At 38.6% G+C, this 19,678-nt stretch carries 21 protein-coding genes; all 21 read right to left on the bottom strand.

All coding sequences use genetic code 11. The annotated features are described in order from the left end of the window. Window positions 1–13: 13 nt before the first annotated feature. Window positions 14–742 carry a phosphatidate cytidylyltransferase gene (locus GM418_RS20080; protein ID WP_158869021.1) on the bottom strand — a complete coding sequence of 243 codons (729 nt, stop codon included), beginning with the start codon at window positions 740–742 and terminating at the stop codon, window positions 14–16. A gap of 4 nt (window positions 743–746) precedes the next feature. Next, a complete protein-coding gene (locus tag GM418_RS20075; RefSeq protein WP_158869020.1) occupies window positions 747–1,547 on the bottom strand; it encodes a sulfite exporter TauE/SafE family protein in 801 nt (266 codons plus the stop codon). Beyond that, entirely contained in the window at window positions 1,540–2,262 is a 723-nt protein-coding gene (locus GM418_RS20070) for a DUF6134 family protein (RefSeq protein WP_158869019.1), read from the bottom strand. The genes GM418_RS20075 and GM418_RS20070 overlap by 8 nt, the downstream gene beginning before the upstream one ends. A gap of 44 nt (window positions 2,263–2,306) precedes the next feature. Then, window positions 2,307–2,765, bottom strand: a complete 459-nt coding sequence (locus GM418_RS20065; protein WP_158869018.1) for a MarR family winged helix-turn-helix transcriptional regulator — start codon at window positions 2,763–2,765, stop codon at window positions 2,307–2,309. A 2-nt stretch (window positions 2,766–2,767) separates the two neighbouring features. Further along, window positions 2,768–3,130 carry a DoxX family protein gene (locus GM418_RS20060; protein WP_246222750.1) on the bottom strand — a complete coding sequence of 121 codons (363 nt, stop codon included), beginning with the start codon at window positions 3,128–3,130 and terminating at the stop codon, window positions 2,768–2,770. 22 nt (window positions 3,131–3,152) lie between these two features. Further along, on the bottom strand, window positions 3,153–4,025 hold the full coding sequence (locus tag GM418_RS20055) for an SDR family oxidoreductase (RefSeq protein WP_158869017.1): 873 nt from the start codon (window positions 4,023–4,025) through the stop codon (window positions 3,153–3,155). A gap of 30 nt (window positions 4,026–4,055) precedes the next feature. Then, on the bottom strand, window positions 4,056–4,646 hold the full coding sequence (locus tag GM418_RS20050) for a DsbA family oxidoreductase (protein WP_158869016.1): 591 nt from the start codon (window positions 4,644–4,646) through the stop codon (window positions 4,056–4,058). Between the two features lie 32 nt (window positions 4,647–4,678). Continuing rightward, complete coding sequence (locus GM418_RS20045) at window positions 4,679–5,488, bottom strand: DODA-type extradiol aromatic ring-opening family dioxygenase (protein WP_158869015.1); 810 nt, start codon at window positions 5,486–5,488, stop codon at window positions 4,679–4,681. A 10-nt stretch (window positions 5,489–5,498) separates the two neighbouring features. Then, window positions 5,499–6,056, bottom strand: a complete 558-nt coding sequence (locus tag GM418_RS20040; RefSeq protein WP_158869014.1) for an NADPH-dependent FMN reductase — start codon at window positions 6,054–6,056, stop codon at window positions 5,499–5,501. A 24-nt stretch (window positions 6,057–6,080) separates the two neighbouring features. After that, window positions 6,081–6,530, bottom strand: a complete 450-nt coding sequence (locus GM418_RS20035; protein ID WP_158869013.1) for a PaaI family thioesterase — start codon at window positions 6,528–6,530, stop codon at window positions 6,081–6,083. Between the two features lie 125 nt (window positions 6,531–6,655). Then, window positions 6,656–7,618, bottom strand: coding sequence for a 2-hydroxyacid dehydrogenase (locus GM418_RS20030; protein ID WP_158869012.1), 963 nt, complete (start codon window positions 7,616–7,618; stop codon window positions 6,656–6,658). 72 nt (window positions 7,619–7,690) lie between these two features. Further along, window positions 7,691–8,722 carry an aldo/keto reductase gene (locus GM418_RS20025; protein WP_158869011.1) on the bottom strand — a complete coding sequence of 344 codons (1,032 nt, stop codon included), beginning with the start codon at window positions 8,720–8,722 and terminating at the stop codon, window positions 7,691–7,693. 42 nt (window positions 8,723–8,764) lie between these two features. Next, window positions 8,765–9,775: an LLM class flavin-dependent oxidoreductase gene (locus GM418_RS20020; RefSeq protein WP_158869010.1), complete on the bottom strand. Its 1,011-nt coding sequence runs from the start codon at window positions 9,773–9,775 to the stop codon at window positions 8,765–8,767. A gap of 33 nt (window positions 9,776–9,808) precedes the next feature. After that, window positions 9,809–10,294 carry a glutathione peroxidase gene (locus tag GM418_RS20015; RefSeq protein WP_158869009.1) on the bottom strand — a complete coding sequence of 162 codons (486 nt, stop codon included), beginning with the start codon at window positions 10,292–10,294 and terminating at the stop codon, window positions 9,809–9,811. A gap of 17 nt (window positions 10,295–10,311) precedes the next feature. Continuing rightward, window positions 10,312–11,130: a DUF169 domain-containing protein gene (locus GM418_RS20010; protein WP_217447540.1), complete on the bottom strand. Its 819-nt coding sequence runs from the start codon at window positions 11,128–11,130 to the stop codon at window positions 10,312–10,314. Next, window positions 11,123–11,521, bottom strand: coding sequence for a pyridoxamine 5'-phosphate oxidase family protein (locus GM418_RS20005; RefSeq protein ID WP_158869008.1), 399 nt, complete (start codon window positions 11,519–11,521; stop codon window positions 11,123–11,125). Before GM418_RS20005 ends, GM418_RS20010 begins: the two co-directional genes overlap by 8 nt. 4 nt (window positions 11,522–11,525) lie before the next feature. Beyond that, the gene (locus GM418_RS20000; protein ID WP_158869007.1) at window positions 11,526–12,452 is read right to left on the bottom strand and encodes an oxidoreductase; all 927 of its coding nucleotides are present in this window, start codon (window positions 12,450–12,452) and stop codon (window positions 11,526–11,528) included. Window positions 12,453–12,958: 506 nt separating this feature from the next. Further along, on the bottom strand, window positions 12,959–13,123 hold the full coding sequence (locus GM418_RS31700) for a patatin-like phospholipase family protein (RefSeq protein WP_281350173.1): 165 nt from the start codon (window positions 13,121–13,123) through the stop codon (window positions 12,959–12,961). 253 nt (window positions 13,124–13,376) lie between these two features. Next, window positions 13,377–17,837 (bottom strand): efflux RND transporter permease subunit, encoded by a 4,461-nt coding sequence (locus GM418_RS19990; RefSeq protein ID WP_246222749.1) that lies wholly within the window; start codon window positions 17,835–17,837, stop codon window positions 13,377–13,379. Window position 17,838: 1 nt separating this feature from the next. Further along, entirely contained in the window at window positions 17,839–18,879 is a 1,041-nt protein-coding gene (locus tag GM418_RS19985; protein ID WP_158869006.1) for an efflux RND transporter periplasmic adaptor subunit, read from the bottom strand. A 143-nt stretch (window positions 18,880–19,022) separates the two neighbouring features. Continuing rightward, window positions 19,023–19,598, bottom strand: coding sequence for a TetR/AcrR family transcriptional regulator (locus GM418_RS19980; protein WP_158869005.1), 576 nt, complete (start codon window positions 19,596–19,598; stop codon window positions 19,023–19,025). Between the last annotated feature and the right edge of the window lie 80 nt (window positions 19,599–19,678).

Below are 19,678 nucleotides of genomic sequence, written 5' to 3'. Positions count from 1 at the left end.
AACAATATCTCTGTTAAATTTCTAAAATATGAACAGCAAATGCTGCCCAGGCACCTCCTGCAATAAGACTGTCGAACCTGTCGAGAAAGCCGCCGTGCCCGGGAATCAGATTGCTGTAATCTTTTACCTTGAATTTTCTTTTATAAAGCGATGCCAAAACATCGCCGGCGAATGCAAAAACCACTGTTCCTATGGTAAATAGGAATAATTGAGGAATTGTTCCTCTAAAAAGACTTTTTAATAATAACGCACTTATCAATGAAATTAAAGTTCCTCCAATTAAGCCACCCAATGTTTTATTTGGGCTAATATTCGGCATTATTTTGGTTTTTCCGAAAAGTTGTCCGCTTATCTGGCTAAAACTGTCGAATATGGAGACTATCAGAAATGAAAACAGGACTAATTCCTTTTCAAAGCCACTAAAAAGGTAAAAACCTATTGCTAATATTGCATACACCAGCAGGGAGGAACCAAAAACCGTGCTTTGTTTAAAGCCTCCTGTCCTGAAAAGTTTTGCCAGTTCGCAGAGACCTGTCACGATAATCAGTACAGAAAGATACCTGAATGCCAGACCATCGATAACAATACTAAAAAACAGGACGTTGATGATAATAAAGTAAACACCAAATTTCGTGTAACTCTTACGTGCAATTTCGGGAGCTTTATTCCTGTTAATCAGGTAAAAACCAATTCCACCCAAAATAAAATAGGCCAGTATAATACTGTAAATCAAACGTTCCATAAAACTAATTTCTTCCTAAAATCATTAATATACCGATGGCGACCATTATAATCGCATAGGCATATTTTGCTTTGTTTTCCGATTTGTCGATTTGAATTTTGACAAGCAGGCGCGGACCAAGTATTGCACCTATTGTTGAGCCTGCTGTAAGAAAAATAACTAGTGTAAGATCTATTTTCCCCACAATAAAATGAGCGCCTACAGCAAAAAATGTATTCACTAGTACCACAAGAAGCGATGTGCCAATAACCATCCTGAATGGTATTTTCATTGAAAACAATCCTGCAAGAACCGGCGCTGTGCCACTGGTCCCAAATGTTCCGGTTATTAAACCTGCTGCCATTCCAAAAAACGAACCTTTAAATGTTTTTAAACTTCTTGGTGATATTCTTGTCTTTTCTCCTTCTCTTTCAACATTCTTTCTTCCGGCACTAAAAACCATGTTAAGCGCAATCAAAATTGAATAAACTCCAAAAGCCGTTTTTAGTGCCAGGTCGCTAATCCTGTTGGTTATTTCTGCGCCAATAAAAGCCCCAATAATTCCGGTTACCATAAAAAGTACAGCTACCTTAAAATCAATATTATTTTTACTATAATGCCCCAATGAACCAACAATACAAATGGGCAAAGTAGCTGCCAGCGAAGTAATAACCGCTGTTTGGGCCGGAACTTTTAACAGTAGGGTAAGAATTGGCAGAAAGAAAAAACCACCACCACCACCAACCATAGTTCCGAACAAACCGATAATAAATCCCAGTATCGGTAATATGAAATAGATGTTTTGTATCTCCGAAAATTCAATCATTAAGTTCGTTTGTTGTGATTCTTTTTAGTTCTATGGTACCTATCGCATGTTTCATTTGGGCGTACTGTAATATTCCACCTTCGTAGAAATACCTGTTAAGCTCCTTTTCGTTTTCATCTTTTATAACATAGATATGCTCACTTACAGGGTTTATTTGCTGCATTTCAGCACTTCTCTCCTTGTATATTTTTTTTATTTCTGTTGGTTCGTTGAAATAAATCAGGCTCCCGCTGTATGTTATGTAATCGTTAATGATTGTGGTATCGCCATCAGCAACAAGCTGGTAAGAGTTATTTTGAAGTTTGAGGAAGGTAGTCGAATTTAGCTTCCCGTTTTTATATGTTTCAACGAGGGAACTTTGCAAAACACCTTGATTATAAACGGTATGCTGAATATACTTTACACGATAGGAAATAAGTAGATTTACATTCACATCCGTTATCGCTTCAACACTTACATTTCCACTCTCGCCTGTTTGCCTGACAGAAAACTCACCAATATTTGCACCTAATAGGTGCATGCTGTACTTTGTGGTTAATTCATTGGGTTCAGCCGAAACAGGGGTAAAAAGAAGAATGCCAAGTACCAGGCACAAAAAGTGACTTATCGTCTTGTAACCTTGTTTATTGAATTTAGACGTCACAACAAGACAATATCGAAGTAATCCGATATTGGTTAATTGGCTTTTCCTTTTTATAAAGAATTTAGTCTTCATGCATGTATTCGATAATCATTATTTTACTTTTTTTTGCATGTGCATTATTCTTTCTTCTCTCTTATTTTATCTAGCAAGTAGTTCAATTGTTGAACTTCGTCTATAGATAAATTTTTCAATAAAGTATCTGCTTTCTGTTCACAACTGAGCATCTTATCCAATAATTCCATGCCATTTGTTGTAATTTCGACAGATTTTTGCCGCCTGTCGTCCGGATTTTCCTTCCGGCTAATCAATCCTTTTTCAAAAAGTCTGTCAACAATTCGGCTTACATCCGAATCTTTGTCAAGCATTCGCTGTTTTATAAAACCAATAGAAAGAGGTGCCTGGGAACGAAAACCACGAAGTATTCTTAAAACGTTATACTGCTGTTCGGCAAGGCCGCGTGCTTTAAGGGATTTATGAAACTCATAACTTAACAATTTGACAGTATAGATCAAATTGATAAGTCCCTTGTGGTATTCATTCCGAAACCTTCCATTAATTTCTTCTTCGATAGACATTTTTATTTTAGTTTAAAAAATTTGGGATTTCTTAAATAGAACCCTACCCATACAAACATTAGAACAACCACGGGCATTACAATACCAATACCACCTGTCATGTGAATAATAATAGCGCCTCCCATGTAAGAACTCAATAGCAAAGTTCCAACTTTATTTGTTTTTGGAAACAAGAACAACAAGGCAGATACAATTTCACCAAGGGCAATAATAATTCGCCAATCGGCTAAATGCATTTGTTCCATTTGTTCGGGATGAAGGAATAATTTTCCACTTGCACTAAATAAATAGAGTGCTGTTAATGAGCCTGCAATTACCCATGCGGCTATTTTTCTTGTTTTTGAAATTTCTTTAGTACTCATCATTTTTAAATTTAATGGGTTATAACTATTTTTTGAAAGTTTCTGATAGGAAGGTTTTAACATCGGTTGCATTTCGTCCTAATAAATTATTAAGATCTTTACTTGGAACATCCATTGCATTTTCGCTAAAGGCAACTGCAAAAGCGGCAACCATATTAACTGCCTGCTCAGGCATATTATGTTTTGATAATTCCTGCTTATAAGTTTCCACATCGGGCGAGATATAGCTAATTTTCTTTCCTGAAATTTCAGTAAGACAATCGGCTATTTCGCGAAACGAAACGGTTGTTTCACCGCCAATATTGTACGATTTATTTCCGTGCTCTTCGGTTGTAAGCACATTGGCAAGGGCTTCTGCTATTTCATTTCGCAGGGCAAAGTTTACTTTTCCTTTGCCTGCTGGTAGAAAAATAGTTTGGGTTTCCAACACGTTGGTTCCGATAAAATCAGTAACCATATCCATGTAAAAGCCATTTTTAAACAACGTATATGGAATCCCTGTCTGTACTAAATGTTTTTCTGTTTCCACATGGTCTTTGGCAATAAACCACAATGCGGAATTTGGATCGTCTTTCTGGCGGATAAAACTGGTATAAACAATGTGCTTCACACCGGCTTCTTTAGCGGCATTAATGGCGTTGATATGCTGCGCTGAACGGTTGATTAGCTCACTGGCTGAAATAAGTAAAAGTTTATCAATTCCCTGAAAAGCTTTTACCAGGGATTGGTAGTCATCGTAATTGCCAATTCGTACATCAACCCCTTTTTCTGCTAAGGTTTTTGCCTTTTCGCTGTTGCGGGCCAAAGCCGCGATACTATTTGCTGGAATTTTTTTGATTAAAAAATCAATGGTTGCACCTCCTAAGTGTCCGGTTGAACCTGTTATTAAAATTTCCATCTATGTAAATTTTAAAGTGTTTCTAAATTGTCAACTATTATTCTGAATGAATTCCCGAATTACTTCAATGGGCTGGGCCCCAACCAGTACTTTATTGTTTAAGATAAAAGTTGGTACACCAGTAATTCCCAGCATTTGTGCTTCTTTTGAACTTTCGTCCACCTTCTTCAGGTTGGCTTCGTCTTCAAGGTATGTTTTCAACTCCTGAGTATCTATTCCTACTCCTTCAGCAAGATCCAATAAAACAGTGATTTCGCCAATATTTTTGCCGTCCTCAAAATTTGCTTTGAACACGGCTTCATGAAATTCAGGGAATTTGCCTTTCTCTCTGGCAAAGTTGTTGGCTGCAAGGCTTAGCTTTGAGTTTGCCAGCAATTTGCCATTTAATTTCATTCCAACATCTTTCCCGAAGTTTTCAATGTATTGCTTCATTTGCCCCGCATCGTGGTTCTTAAAATATTCAGCTGTCAACTTACCTTCTTTTGGCGTATCGGGGTGTATTTCAAAAGGGCGCCAATGCACATCAAAATCCAATTCGTTTTGCAATATTCTTAAACGTTTGGCTCCGATAGTGCAAAACGGACAAATATTGTCGGAATAGATTGTTACTATTGATTTCATGATTTTTGTTTTTTAATATTAATACCATTGGGTTATCCGAATTTATAGCCCGAAACATTAACTTCCATTATTGTTCCCGCATAATCTCTTGTTCCTGCATCGTTTCCGGCTGCACCGGCTGCCACGAACAGCGGAATCAGATGTTCGCTGCGCGGATGGCTACTCTTTGCCCCGGGCGCTTTTTCCCAGTTAACCAGCGATTCATTGCGTTTATCCGGGTCGCTTTTTTCTACTGTAGCTGTCAGCCAATCATCAAATAGTTTTGAATCATTGGCTGCGGATGAACTTCCCGACATAAAACCACGCATATTATGATAGCTCATTCCCGAACCAATAATCAGTACATCCTGTTCGCGTAATGGTTCGAGAGCTTTACCCATTGCCAAATGTGTTGCCGGGTCAAGCGAATGAACCAAAGATAGTTGTACAATAGGAATTTTGGCTTCCGGGAAGGCAATCATTAATGGCACAAAGGTTCCATGGTCAAAACCACGTTTGTATTCCCGCTTTGTTTTAAATCCGGCATTATTCAAAAGAGTTTCCACTTTTTCTGCCAATTGCGGATGCCCCGGTACATTCCATTCCAAATGATAGGTAAACTCCGGGAAGCCGTAATAATCATAATACATCGGAGGATTTTGTCCAAAATGTATGGTGGGCACATTTTCTTCCCAGTGCGCTGAAACAACAAGTATGGCTTTAATTTTCGGACGATACTTCTGCCCTAATTCCGTAAGATACGTTCTTAAACCTCTATATCCCACCGGGTCACCCATAGCATCGTCCATCACATGCCATGGGCCACCACCGTGAGGGATGAAATATACAGGCATATTTTTCATAAATCTGTAATTATTTTCTTAGTGTTTTTAAAGCATTTCCCCAGCTATTCAATTGGTCTAACATTGTTTTTAAGTTGTCAGAATGTATTGGTACAGGTTTAAAAACACTAAAGTTTTCGAAATCGGTAAACAACGACAGCAATACTTGATTGCGAACATGAGCTACTTGTAATTCACTCAAAACCAGCCGAAGGTGCTCCACTGCTCTTGCACCACCTGCAGAACCATAACTTACAAAACCGGCCGCTTTATTGTTCCATTCAGCATACAAATAGTCCAATGCATTTTTTAAGGCGCCGGGTATCGAGTGGTTATATTCTCCGTTGACAAATATAAAAGCATCGAGCGATTTAATTTTTTCTGCCCAGGCTTTTGTATGTTCATTCGAATATTGGCCAAAGGAAGCCGGATAAGCTTCATCAAGCAAAGGTAAATTGTAGTCTTTAAGGTCAACTAATTCATATTCTGCATCATTTCTTTTTGATGCAAAATCATATACCCATTTAGCAACTTGTTCAGCGTTGCGTCCCGGACGGGTACTACCTGTGATAATTCCAATTTTGATCATAACTTGCTATTTTAAATTGTTAGTTTATAAACCGATTCTTTCATTCGGTACTTTCACAAAAATTCCCTTTGAGTCGGCAAAAAGCCTCTGGTTTTTATCAACCATTTTCCCAATTATGTAAATTTTCCTACCTTCCGTTTTTTCGACTTGAGTAATAATATATACAGTTTTTTCGACAGGTAAAGGTCTGTGATAATTTACAGTTAAGCTGGCAGTAACAGCAGGCATTTTGTTCAAAAAAGATACCGCTCCCATTGTTTCATCCAATACAGATGCAATGGCGCCACCATGAACAATTCCCGGAGCTCCTTGTGTTTCAACATGAAATAAAACTCTGGCGTAAAATTTTAACGAATTCTCATCACGATAGTATTGTAACTCGATGTATTTCTGTTGCTTACCAGAAACAAACGAATCGGTATAGGAATTCATGTTATAAGGTGTCAAATGTTGAAATTCATCCGGGATCTTCATGTGTTTATAATTTGTTTTTTAATTGACAGATCCAGATGGGCTCCCAAATAATTATTCCTCTGTGTAAAAAAGATTTCCTCATATTCGTTTCATTTTATTTCCTTTTAAAATTACACTCTATGGGATTAATTAATCAATCCCACTATTTTTTCATTATTAATAAACCTTATCACATTTTTGGCTGCCTTTTCAGTTCCTTTTAGGATTGCATCATCAACCATGGCCGAATTATGCGGCGAACCAAGTAAATTTGGCAATTCGAAAAAAGGGTAGTTGATCACGAACTTGCCATATTTAAACGGTTCTACCCACCAGGCATCAATGCCGGCATAAAAGTTTGGATGACTTTTAAGGTGTTCATAAAGGTCCTGCTCATCTAATATCTGTCCTCTTGCAACATTTATCAATACTGCATCATCTTTCATTATTTCCAGTTTATGTTTGTTTATCAATCCGTTTGTTTCATCATTAAGCGGGCAGGCAATTAAAAGAATATCACAATTTTTAAGCACATAGTCCAGGTCTTTCAAAGTTCCGATAAACTCAACCTCTTCATCGGTCTTGCCTGTTTTATTTAATGCAAGAATCCTTACGCCGAAAGGATTCATCAATCGAGAGGTAGCTTTTCCAATTGAGCCAAAACCAATAATCCCAAGTACCGCATTATTCACCGATTTTGTAAAACTCTTTAGTTGATTAAATTTTTCTTCGGCCAACTGATTGTGATAAACAAATAACCTTTTGGATAAGGCAAGCATCATGGCAGCAGCATGTTCTGCCATGGGGGAAGCATAAGCTCCCTGGTTGGCGGCGATTTTTATTTCTTTGGGGAACGATTCTAAATTAATATGATCGTAACCGGCAGATAGCAGTTGAATAAACTTCACCCTTTCAGACGTTATTCCGGCGCTAAAAAGTCCTTCTTGTTCCGGATTCCACGATAATATAATATCTGTATCAGATAGAAGGTTACCCCGCATGTCAGCGGGATAATCTTCCATAAAGATAATTTCTGCATCTTTGTCAAAGCAAATTTCCAGCAAGGTCCTTTGCCCGTTCATTGTTCTAAAAGTTACCAATATCTTCATCTGTTCAAATTTTGCTATTAAGCGCTCCGGCAACATATACTGAGCAGTTAATCAATGATTTGCTTTAATTTATTAAAAGAAATTTTCAACACTTGTTCTGTCCATATAGGTAAATTGGAGCATCCAATGCGGATAAATTGGGTTTAATTTGCTCAGTTCATCCAATCGGCTTACTTCCTCTGGGCTCATTTCCCAGTTTGTAGCTTTCAGGTTGTCTTCCAATTGATGCGGTTTGGTGGCGCCAATTAAAACAGACGAAACCGCTGGTTTTCGGAGCAGATAATTTAATGCGGCCTGCGAAATGCTGGCTTTGTGGTTGTTGGCAATTTCTTCCAGGGCATCAACAATAGCATAGCCTTTATCCAAATCTATCGGGATAAAGTTTTGTTGTTCATTGGTCCTTCTGGAATCTTCGGGCATGGGTTTGTCTTTCCGGTATTTTCCTGACAAGAAACCACCTCCCAGCGGCGACCATGGCGTTAATCCCAGACCCTGATCCCGGAGCAAAGGAACCAATTCATATTCTACATCTCTCGAAATAAGCGAATAAATAGCTTGCAGCGAAACAAATTTTTCAAAATGATTTTCTTTCGATACGGCCAATGCTTTCATCAACTGCCATGCCGTGAAATTACTCGCGCCGATGTACCTCACTTTTCCCTGATGAACCAAATCCGATAAAGCTCCCAAAGTTTCTTCAAGCGGGGTAATCGGATCAAAACTGTGCATCACATAAAGGTCGATGTAGTCGGTACCCAATCGTCTTAAGCTCTGGTTACAGCTATCGATGATGTGTTTGCGCGACAAGCCAACATCGTTGATATCCTTGCTCATCCGACCCCTTACTTTGGTGGCAAGCACAATTTCATTGCGTTTCTCTTTAATGGCTTTCCCAAGGATTTCTTCGGATTGACCGTGTGAATAAACATCTGCCGTGTCAAAAAAGTTAACGCCGGCATCAAGAGCCATATCCACTAATTTTTTACTGCTTGGATAATCCAACGCACCTACTACTTTCCAGTAGCCATCACCGCCAAAACTCATGGCTCCTAAGCAAAGTTCGGATACCATTAATCCTGATTTTCCTAATTGTCTGTACTTCATATTTTTTTGTTTTTAAGTGTAAATTATTTAAAAATAAAATGTTTATGTAATATGCTTTAACTCAAAAGCATTTGCCAACAATTCAAATGATTTTCTGCGCGCTTCATAATCAACAGACATGGAGGTAATCATAATTTCATCGGTTTCAAAATCGTTTGATAATTTAATGAGTTGTTCTTTCACATCATCGGTCGTTCCCGAAATGATGCGTCCTTTATTTCTTTCTATTATTTGTTGTTCAAAAGGGGAGAAACCATAATTCTTGATAAAGTTTCCATCTTTAAAATCATTGAAATTGCCTTTTTCAAATTGCACAAAAACGAAATCAATAAACTTACGCATTTGGTTTGCTTTTTCTTCGGTTTCGGCACAAACTACCTGAACGGCAACTATTACCTGAGGTACAGTATTTTCGGCTGATGGTTTAAAATTCTTCCGGTATGTTTCTGCCACTTGTGGAATGACTAAACCGTTTATAAATTTGGCAATGCTAAGTCCCATTCCAAATTTAGCGGCAATTAAACTGCTACTGCCACTGGAACTTAGTATCCATTGCGATGGAATTGTAGTTGCTCGCGGTGTCGCGAGCAGCGAGCCGTATTTAGTGGCAGCCGTATCCTTGAAAAAATGTTGCATGTATTCTAACTGTTGCAAATAACTTGCCTCGCTAAAATCGTTTGAAGGGTTAAGGATTGAAGAGGTAATCCGATCGGTACCCGGAGCGCGTCCAATTCCTAAATCAATCCTATTGGGAAAAAGCACTTCGAGCATCCTGAAATTTTCAACTACCTTTAAAGCGCTGTGATTTGGCAACATAATGCCACCCGAGCCAATACGAATGGCGTTGGTTGCATCGGCCAGTTTTACCATCAGCACTTCGGGTGTAGAACCGGCAATGAGCGCGGAGTTATGATGTTCCGATACCCAAAAGCGGCTATAACCCAATTCTTCGGCCAGTTTAACCGTTGCAACCGTTTCATTAATAGCATCTTTGGCATTGCCGCCCGGTCTGATGACAGATTGATCGAGTATGCTTAATTTTAATTTTCTCATTCAGCGAATTTTGCAACAAAATGTATTTTTATTCTAACTGTTAATCAATTTCAAAATGTCTTTCTCAATTTTTTCCGGTTTATCGGTCGGGGCAAAACGCTTTACCGGAGTACCATTTTTATCGATTAAAAATTTGGTAAAATTCCATTTGATGCGATTTCCAAGAAAACCTCCTTTTTTACTTTTTAGATAAGCAAATACCGGATGTGTATTCTTCCCGTTTACATCAATTTTTTCGGTAAGCTGAAAGGTTACTCCGTGATTGATTTTGCAAGCTTCTTCCACGGTTTCATTTGTTTCGGGTTCCTGGTTCAAAAACTGAGCGCTTGGAAAACCCAACACAACCAAACCTTTGTCTTTATATTTTTGATGCAATGTTTCCAAACCGTCAAATTGCGGGGCAAGCCCACATTTTGTAGCTGTGTTGACTATCAATACAGTTTTGCCTTTGTAGCTTTTCATTTCAAGGATTTCGCCATTGGGCTTTTTAGCTTTTAGCTGATAAAATTCGGATTCCATGATATTTCTGTTTTTATTTAATTGTTCCTTTCCATTAAATTCATCCAGACTTCCTTTTTCAGAAAACTACCCTCTACGTTTTCTTCCATCTTCAAAAACATTGAAAAAGGCACAGCGAAAGAAAGAAGATCTTTATCCACATGGCGGCGTGCGGAAATATCCGTCAAACCGATGACTGCACTAGGTTCTCCAGACTTTGCTTCGGCGTAAGGAATAATCCCCAGGGTATGGCAGCCTGCGCCAAAAGGCATAATCACGCTTGGGCCGGTTCCTCGTTCGTAGTTGGCAAGGACAGACAGGGCTGATAACTGTTCAACATTGGCCAGAAAGACCACCACCTCAGGGGTTTCTTCTTCTGTCAACTGATCCAGTGGCTTATAAACAACGTAAGTTGTCGGCACTTCGGTCATAGGCAAGGCATCCACGAACTTTTTGGCGATTTCAGGTGACTTGAAGTACCCTTCGCCTTCATCGAGCGGGGTTGAAGTTCGAAAGTTTGCGGCTTCGGGAGTACGCGCAAATTCTTTATTCCCGGTGGAAACATAGCACTCGATACCTCCCGGAAAATGAACGTACTGGTTGCCAAATCCAAGTCCGACCCCACCACCGAGGCAGCCAAAAGTTTTTCGGTCGAAAATGGCAGTACGCCCTTTCGCGGCGGCGATAAACATAGTTACCACGCATCCCCAGCGGCCTTCTTTAAACTGCATCGCGTTTTCTGGTTTATCATCAGTGAACAAAACGGCTACCGGTGAATACTTCATACCGATTGCACTGGCTATTTTACTTTCCATTGTTTTATCAATTTTTAAAATTTCATGATCAATTCTAATCAATTTTTTTACCAGCCGTGGGTCCAGGCTTAAGCGTGTGTATTTCTGCTATGTTAATGACTACAACTGCTCTGGGTTTGGGCATTCCCATTTTTACCGACATGGCAGCCGACTGTTCATATAAATCTCCACTTTCGTGTAAAATAGCCTCTCCAACAAACCTATATCCATCAAGAATATCCCTGTTTACAACAGCCACGGAAACTTTTGAACCTCTTTTAATATTTTCATAGGTGGCACCACCAGTACCTTCTGAAAATATAAGAGAATTGTCCGATAACACCCGGGTTGAACGTTTTGGCGCAACATTCGGATAACCATCAGCATCTACAGTTCCAACGAAACACTGCTGTGTGGCAATCATGTCTTTCATTTCTTGTGTAAGTGTGTTCATTTTTTTAAAAATTATAGTTAATATCAGTTAATTTTTCAGACAATTTCCAAAGTTGTTTCGCATCTTCGGTGTTGTAAGATGCAGGGATTGATTTAACCTTTACGGGTGAACCTTTCATTTCATTAAAACCATTGGGGCCATAATAATCGCCGCCTTGTACATTCGGGTCAACTGCAGCTCTCAATTGGGGCAAAGCACCCATTGCCGCACTTTGAAGAAAAAACGAAGACAGCGGTTTGAGTAAACGATAGTAGAATTTACCTTCGATGAATCGCATCAGGTTGGTTTGTGATACGCCTGGGTGCGCTGCAACGGCAATGCTGTTGATGTTGTTTGCTTCGAAACGCCTTTGGAGTTCATAAATGAACAGCAGGTTTGCCAATTTAGAACGCCCGTATGCTTTCATGGGCGTATAACCGTTGCCATTAGCAAACATAAAATTGTTAAAACCCATCTTTCCGCTTTTATGGGCAATGCTACTTGTAGAAACTACCCTTGATTTTGGGGTTTTTACAATTAAGTCTTTCAGCAGTCCGGTGAGTGCAAAATGTCCCAGATGGTTAGTCCCGATTTGGCTTTCAAAACCGTCTTTGGTCAGTCCGTAAGGAGGAATCATGATACCCGCATTATTCAGAAGAACATCCAAACGGTTGTAATTTTCTTTAAATTTATCGGTAAAATTCCTTACTGATGATAAATCCATCAAATCTAACGGCATAATCTTTATTTTGCCATTTGGCTTATTTTTCATGATTTCTGCCCTTGCCACTTCGCCCTTTTCAACTGAGCGACAAGCCATTATAACTTCTGCGGCGTTTTGAGCGAATGCTTTTACCGATTCGTAGCCTAACCCGCTGTTTCCTCCGGTAACAATTATTACCTTTCCCGTGAGATCAGGAATATCAGCCGTTGTCCATTTTTCGTTTTTCATTTTTCTTATATTTAATCTCATTTGGGTACAATTCCCCGCCCCTTGGGGCGTATTCAGCATGTGCGGTGGGTTTTAGATACCCCGTCTGCTTGCAGCGGGGTAGTTCATTAGTCTTCAATGGTACTATTTTTTGTTTCCACCAAAAGGTCATCTTAAATTCTAATGTAAATATATGTATAAACGTTTAATGTTTAAACATACAAAAATATAATTTGTTTAAAATCTGTCAGGTATAATTGCAAGCAAAACTCACTAAACATTTTAATACCCAATTGATGTCCTCATTTTGATATCAATAAGATGGACATTTAATTCTGACTTCGCAGCTATTTCTAATTCATCCAACATTCTTTTCAATATTTTGCAATTTGGGCAAGTAAGTGTATAAAACATTTCTATAGTAACCACACTTTTATTATTCATACATCCAATTTAGAATTTCGCACAAAGATATGTATAAACATTATATGTTGCAACATACATTAGATGAAGTTTTTCAAAAAAATTCAAATCAATGGATTGTCAGAACCCAGTGAGTAAAATCCGCCAATCAGGCTTCCCATACTGGTACCAACTATAATATCGATTGGAATTCCTTCCTGTTCCAAAACTTTTAAAACTCCAATGTGGGCAAAACCTTTTGCTCCGCCACCACTTAGTACTACAGCCACTTTTGGACGCTGTATATTAATGCAATCCTCTTGAGCCGAAACAAAAATGGTGAAGAATAAACACAAACTTAGTACAATATATGTGGTAGCCTTTCGCACGGAAACAATTGTATTTTTTTCTCAATTTTTTATAGTAAATCCCTCAGCAACACTGTAGAGTTAAATTTATTTTAGCAGGATATGATGATTATTTACCACAATATCCTGCATTTAAATCCTGTATTATATATATTAACCTATTCGCTAAAAGAAATTACCTCCCGGTAATTTGCAGATAATTCACTTTTGCTAGTTTTAATTGAGTTAAAGCGTCTACATACAAATCGGTTGATTGCTGCAACTGTGCCTGCGCATCAAGTAAATCAGAGATATTAACCATACCTGCGGAATAGCTATCCTGTGTTACCCTTAAGTTTTCAGAAGCCTGACCGATAGAAATTTCTGCCAGTTGAACTTGTTGGTATGCTTCTTCGAGTGAATTTCTTCCCTGCTGCATCTGAAGTAAAAGTTTTTCAGTATTGTCGGTTACCATGTTGCGGTTCTGCTCTTCTTTAAACTGGCGTTCCTTCATCTTGTATTTTGCTTCCCACCATCCGGAAATAGGGATTTTTACAGTTCCAAAGGCTAAGCCATTAACAGCTCCCTTATCGTCCATAATATCTAGATACATGGCACCAACACCAACCGCAACCTGGGGCATATATTCACCTTTCTGCATTTTGGTCAGATACTTTTCGGCAGATGTACTTTTTTGTAATAATTGATATTCTTCACGGTTAACCAGCGCTTCCTGATGATCGGTGTAAATAAGTTCCGGTGACTCTGTTAATCCTGTACTATCGGCGAAACTGATGTTTTTATCATAAACCACACCGATGTACTGACAAAAAGCCATTTTAGCCAGAATTGTACCGTTCTCAAGTTTTAGCCGGTTCATTTGCAGTTCATTTTGCTTTAGCTCAACTTTTAACAAGTCATTCCGGGTAATTAATCCGGCATTTAGAGCATCAGTAACTTCTTTATGTAATGTATCCAGCAGACTGGTGTAATTTTCCAGGGTCTTCATTTTTTCGCCCAGTGAAACAATTTGCCAATACCTTTTCTCTGTTTCAAGAGCAATCTCCTTTTCGGTTGATTTTAATTGAAGTTGATTAACCTCTATCCCCAAATCAGCAAGTTTGTTTCCCGTTGAAATTCGTTGTCCGGCATAAACAGGCTGTGTTGCGGTTGCCATTCCAATTACGCCTTCCTCAATTAACGGAATTGATACTGAAGGGAAATAAGCAAATTGCGTGGCCAATGGTAAATTGGCCGGATTTCCATCATAAACAGGGAGGTTTCCTCCCTGCATTTCCATATTTATCAAAGGATCGGTAAATTTATAGGCGAATGCGGTTGCGTCCACCTGTGGAAAGTACTTGGTATAAGCAGCTTTTTTTACCTGTTGGGATGATTCGACATCCAGCACCTTATTTTTTATTTGGGCATTATTTTGTAATGCCAGCGTTTTACATTGTTCAAGAGTATAATTATTTTGATTTTGAGCAGAAAGTACCGGTGTCAGGCCAAATAATAGGACAAGTGTTAATAATGCCGGTTTTATTTTAGAATTACTCAGAAGTTCTGCTATTGTTATTTTCTTCTTGTTTTTATCCACTTTCCTGAAAATTAACCAATAGGCCACCGGAAGAATGAGACCTAAAAATATCATAGATGTAATTGTTCCGAAGCAGATTACGACACCCATAGGCGCCCAAAGGGCACTTTTACTGATAATCATAGGAATTACCCCCATTGATGCAGCCATCGATGTAAGGAAGATAGGGCGCATACGCCGTTTACCTGCTTCAAATGCTGCTTCAAGTGCGGTTTTCTTTCCATGTTGTCGAAGTTCTTCAGCATAATCGAGCATAATAATGCCGTTTCGAACAAGAATACCGATCAGGCTGACAATCCCTAATATGGAGGTCACTCCAAAGTTGAGCCCCATGATCAACACACCTAGCACGGCTCCGATAATACTTAAAGTTGACGACCCCATAACCAGTAAGGCCAGGTTGATTTTTCGAAAGTGAAACACCAGGATCAGGAAAATAATAAAGACACTCATGAACAAGCCACCGGTAACCTGCGGCAGCATCTCCGAATCGGTTTCATACGCGCCACCATAACTCAAACTGGTTCCCTCGGGCAAGGGTTGACTATCGGCTATTTTTTTCACAGATCGGAATATCTGGTTCAAATTCACGCCGCGTTTCACATCGCTTACAATGCTTATGGTTGGTACTCCGTTTCGACGAATTATCTGACCTTGTGTCCAGTCGGGCTTAACGTCAGCGATTTGACGTAACGGAACAGAAACTCCGGGGATCAGAGAATGAATGTATTCGTTCTCAATATCGCTGTACGAAACTTCATGATCGCGTTCCGCTTTTAGTTTTACCGTAACCGGATAATCGTTTTCCCATAAAGTTGTTAATGGTACTCCATCAAAACGCATAGCCAGGTTTGTGGCTACAATTGTTTTGTTAATCCCTAACCGATTAGCCTCTATATCGTTAATATCGACATGTGTGCCTGCCAACATTTCTTCAAAATTGGTATGCACCCAGGTTAATTCCGGCACTGTCCGCATTTTAACAATTAGTGAATCAGCGGCTGTTTTTAAATTAGCAATATTATTTCCTGAAATAAGTATCTCAATTGAGTTGGCAGCTTCCTGGTAATCGAGCTGTTTAAAGCGGACATGCGCATTGGGGAAATATTCTGCATAAAAGTCTGTATATTCATCAAGAATTTCTTCTGTTGCCCGGTTCGAAGGAGTATTTACAATAAACTGCGCATAATTGCGAGCGGGCAGCTTAGGTGCATAAGTAGTATGAAAACGTGGTGAACTGGTACCAATAAATGAGGTAATAGATTTTACCCGATCATCTTTTTTCATCATTATTTCCAAACTGTCTGCAACCAAGGCAGTTTGTTCCAGTGAATTACCTTTAGGTAGATATATTTCAACTGCAAACTGGTTTCGTTCGGCAATAGGCATTAACTGCACGGGTACCTGAGTAAAAAGTACAACTCCCAGTAATACAGACAAGACACCTGTCCCAATGGTTATTTTCGGATGCTTAAACGACTTTACGAGCCACTTTTCATAGGATTGCTGAACAATATCCAGAAAATTACGTCTGCCTTCCTTTTTCTTGCGTTTTGATTGTTCGAATCCTTGTTTGATAAATGTATACTGGATGAATGGAATTAGCAACATTGCAACTGCCAGGGAAATTCCCAATGTTATGGTCACAGTCCAGGGGAATAGTCTGACAAAATCTTTTATCATTCCCGTTGAGGTAAATAGAAATGGAAAGAAGGTAATACTAATAGCCAGCGTTGCCGAAAATATTGCCTTGAAAAAACCTTTTGCACTACTTATGGCTGCACGCCATCGCGACATTCCCTGATCAAGTTTTTCCATGTAACTATCTACAATTACTATTGAATTATCTACGATCATCCCCAGGGTTACAATCAATGCGGCAAGGGTTACTGTATTTAATTCCATGCCCGTTAAATACATAATCCCAAGCGAGGCAAAAATTGTGATAGGAATTGAAGTTGCAGCAACAGTTGCTACCCGAAATGGAAGTAAAACCATGGTGACCATAATAACGGCAACAATGGCATACAGCATTTCTATCAGAAATGTCTTAATCGAATCACTAACGACCTTTGGCTGGTCGGCAATGCGTTCAATGCTTACATCACCTTGTAATTCAGATTGAAATTGTTCCAATACTTCATTAACTTCTTTGCCATATTGTACAATGTTATTCCCAGGCTGCATTTCCATTGAAATCAATAAACTTTTGTGCCCGTTGTTAGAAATGTAACTATCTGCATCGGGATACTCACGAACGATTCGCGCCACGTCTTTTAAACGGATGATGTTTCCGGTAGGATCGGAATAAATAATTTGCTCGGCAATATCCTGTTCGCTGTTATACGATTGCGAAATATGGATCGGCGCAATAAACTGATCATTATCGACAGTGCCACTCATTGTAGTAAAACCCTGTGTAAAAAGATTTCCTGCCAGGGTTGCAGTGTTTATCCCGTAATTGGTAAGCTTTTCTTTTTCAATGTATATACTGATTTGTTCCTTTTGTAAACCATAATGACGAAGTTTAGATACTGATTTAATTCTTCGAAGCCGGTTTTCCAGTTCATCTAAATAACTTTCCAGTTCACGGTAAGTCTTTTGGTCTGATTCAAGGGTAATCAACAAAGCCGAAGTGTCACCAAAATCATTATCTGACAGCAAAGCCAAAACTCCGGTAGGCAATTGAGCTTTAAAAGTATTCAGTCCGTGATTTAGTTTTGCCCAAAATTCATCGGTATTTTTGATATCATCGTTTAAAGTGACAAAAACAATCATCATCCCATCTTTCGAGATTGAATAGGTTTTCTCCTTTTTAATTTCTCCATAACCAAATAAGTATTTCTCAACTTTTGTTGTCAGTTGCTGTTCTACATCTTCGGAACTGGCACCGGGATAGACACCTATTACCAATCCCTGCCGGATGGTAAACTGAGGGAATTCCTGCCGGGGCATTACAAAAAGAGCATAAACGCCAAGTATAACCAGCAAAGCGCTAATTAAAAATACGATCTGCCTGTGTCGCATGGCAGACTCAACTATCTCGAACCTTTTCATATTATCTTACGATTTGGATGGTTGTGCTCTCGTTTATTTTCTGGTACCCTTCGGTAATAAGCAGATCACCTGCAGATAAGCCGCTTGTTATAACCACGCCGTTGCTAGCTAAAGAGCCTAGCTCAACATTTCTTTTAACCACTTTATCTTTACTTGAGTTGGCTACATATACATATTTACTCTTGTCCCCTCCAACCTGTATAACTGAAAGTGGAACAACAATTCTGTTCCCCATTACAGGATTATTGATGCTTACTTTACAAACCATTCCGGGTTTTAATATCTTGTCCGGGTTATTTAGTGCAACTTTAATATTATAGGTATGAGAAAGTGGGTTAGACAATACACCAATTTCTGTTACCTCTCCTTCAAACTTCCGGTCACCTAAAGCACTTACTTTTACATATGCTTCCTGTCCTTTTTGTATCCCGGCAATTTCATTTTCAGGGACAGGAATTTTTACATTTACTTTGTCAATCTTTACCAATTGAAAAACCGGTTTGCCGGGAATTATACTCATTCCTGGTTCTATCATCCTTCTGCCGACGATCCCATCCGCAGGGGCATAAAGATTACAGTCATTAAGATTTTTTTCTGAAATTGATGCCAGTGAATGAGCTTGATCCAGACCGGTTTTTATTTCTACATATTTAATTTCAGGCAGGCTCCCTTTTTTATACATAGGCTCCAGCCGGTTGTACGCATCCTCTGCTTGCTTAGCCTTTGATAATGCAACCTGATACATATTTTGATAACTTTCATTGTTAAGAATTGCCAGTAACTGACCTTTTTTTACCATTTGTCCTTCATCCACAAGGACTTTTTCTGCAGTTCCGGTAACCAAAAAACTCAGAGGAACAGAAAAGGATTCTTCAATGGTTCCAATATACATATGATCGGTAGCATTAATACTTTTACCGATTTCACTTACTTTAACAGGAATGCCTTTCCCCCGCACAATTTTATCAATGTTTGAATTTCCGGTGCTGCAACCGGCAAGGATTAATGCGCTTACGGCAAAAAACCAATTTAATTGTTTCATTGTATTCACTTTTTATTAATTCTAATTTTCTTATTATGCTTCACATTGTTGCAATTATTGACTATTAATGTTCTAAAGTCAATGCAAATGTATAATAATATTTGACTATAAAACACTTTTAGTCAAATCGAGTTAATAAATTGTTAAGATTTTAATCCTTTTACAAGAAATTCTGCAAGTTCTTTAATTGTATGAATGTACTCGGAATATTTATTTTGAAGGAATAACGGTACTTCCATGGAGTTGACCAGCATTAACAGGATATTTACTGTTGAGTCAATATTATTAAAATGCAATACCCCTTCATCCTCACCTTTTTTTAGCATCTGATAAAAATTATTTCTCTCAAACGTGGTAAAGTCTTCCCTAACTTCCTCTACAAAATGATATTTTTCAAAAAAATCGGCTTTCAAAGTTTCATGGTAATTTACAGATTCATGCAATAACTCAAGCCTTTTAAAAAAATAGTTATTAAGAACAGTTAAAGCATCTTCATCAGAATTAACAACCTTCTGTAACTCAGATTTTACGGTACTAAGCTCCTGCTTTAATACTTCGTTAAATAATTCTTCCTTGCTATTATAGTGATAATATAAAACTCCTTTTGCTTTATGGATGTGTTTGGCAATCTCATCCATCGTTGTTTTATAAAACCCGAATTTTGAAAAATACTGAGTGGCAGCACTTATTATTATCGATTTGATTTCTGGTTTTGCCATTCCATTTGACTATTTTGTTTAATTAGTCAAATATAGAATTTTTCTCAATGCAAACCAATCTTTAAAATCGATTCAAGAGT

Origin of the sequence: Maribellus comscasis (genome assembly GCF_009762775.1) — a bacterium.
Taxonomy (GTDB): Bacteria; Bacteroidota; Bacteroidia; order Bacteroidales; family Prolixibacteraceae; genus Draconibacterium; species Draconibacterium comscasis.
This window is presented reverse-complemented; position numbering and strand designations above follow the sequence as displayed.

Excerpts from the sequence above, each read along its gene's own strand:
- GM418_RS19980 (WP_158869005.1), bottom strand. The coding sequence starts at position 19,598 with ATGGCAAAACCAGAAATCAAATCGATAATAATAAGTGCTGCCACTCAG.
- GM418_RS20040 (WP_158869014.1), bottom strand. The coding sequence starts at position 6,056 with ATGATCAAAATTGGAATTATCACAGGTAGTACCCGTCCGGGACGCAAC.
- GM418_RS19985 (WP_158869006.1), bottom strand. The coding sequence starts at position 18,879 with ATGAAACAATTAAATTGGTTTTTTGCCGTAAGCGCATTAATCCTTGCC.
- GM418_RS20075 (WP_158869020.1), bottom strand. The coding sequence starts at position 1,547 with ATGATTGAATTTTCGGAGATACAAAACATCTATTTCATATTACCGATA.
- GM418_RS20025 (WP_158869011.1), bottom strand. The coding sequence starts at position 8,722 with ATGAAGTACAGACAATTAGGAAAATCAGGATTAATGGTATCCGAACTT.
- GM418_RS20020 (WP_158869010.1), bottom strand. The coding sequence starts at position 9,775 with ATGAGAAAATTAAAATTAAGCATACTCGATCAATCTGTCATCAGACCG.
- GM418_RS20070 (WP_158869019.1), bottom strand. The coding sequence starts at position 2,262 with ATGAAGACTAAATTCTTTATAAAAAGGAAAAGCCAATTAACCAATATC.
- GM418_RS20030 (WP_158869012.1), bottom strand. The coding sequence starts at position 7,618 with ATGAAGATATTGGTAACTTTTAGAACAATGAACGGGCAAAGGACCTTG.
- GM418_RS20000 (WP_158869007.1), bottom strand. The coding sequence starts at position 12,452 with ATGAAAAACGAAAAATGGACAACGGCTGATATTCCTGATCTCACGGGA.
- GM418_RS20080 (WP_158869021.1), bottom strand. The coding sequence starts at position 742 with ATGGAACGTTTGATTTACAGTATTATACTGGCCTATTTTATTTTGGGT.
- GM418_RS20045 (WP_158869015.1), bottom strand. The coding sequence starts at position 5,488 with ATGAAAAATATGCCTGTATATTTCATCCCTCACGGTGGTGGCCCATGG.
- GM418_RS20005 (WP_158869008.1), bottom strand. The coding sequence starts at position 11,521 with ATGAACACACTTACACAAGAAATGAAAGACATGATTGCCACACAGCAG.
- GM418_RS20065 (WP_158869018.1), bottom strand. The coding sequence starts at position 2,765 with ATGTCTATCGAAGAAGAAATTAATGGAAGGTTTCGGAATGAATACCAC.
- GM418_RS20050 (WP_158869016.1), bottom strand. The coding sequence starts at position 4,646 with ATGAAATCAATAGTAACAATCTATTCCGACAATATTTGTCCGTTTTGC.
- GM418_RS19990 (WP_246222749.1), bottom strand. The coding sequence starts at position 17,837 with ATGAAAAGGTTCGAGATAGTTGAGTCTGCCATGCGACACAGGCAGATC.
- GM418_RS20060 (WP_246222750.1), bottom strand. The coding sequence starts at position 3,130 with ATGATGAGTACTAAAGAAATTTCAAAAACAAGAAAAATAGCCGCATGG.
- GM418_RS20035 (WP_158869013.1), bottom strand. The coding sequence starts at position 6,530 with ATGAAGATCCCGGATGAATTTCAACATTTGACACCTTATAACATGAAT.
- GM418_RS20015 (WP_158869009.1), bottom strand. The coding sequence starts at position 10,294 with ATGGAATCCGAATTTTATCAGCTAAAAGCTAAAAAGCCCAATGGCGAA.
- GM418_RS20055 (WP_158869017.1), bottom strand. The coding sequence starts at position 4,025 with ATGGAAATTTTAATAACAGGTTCAACCGGACACTTAGGAGGTGCAACC.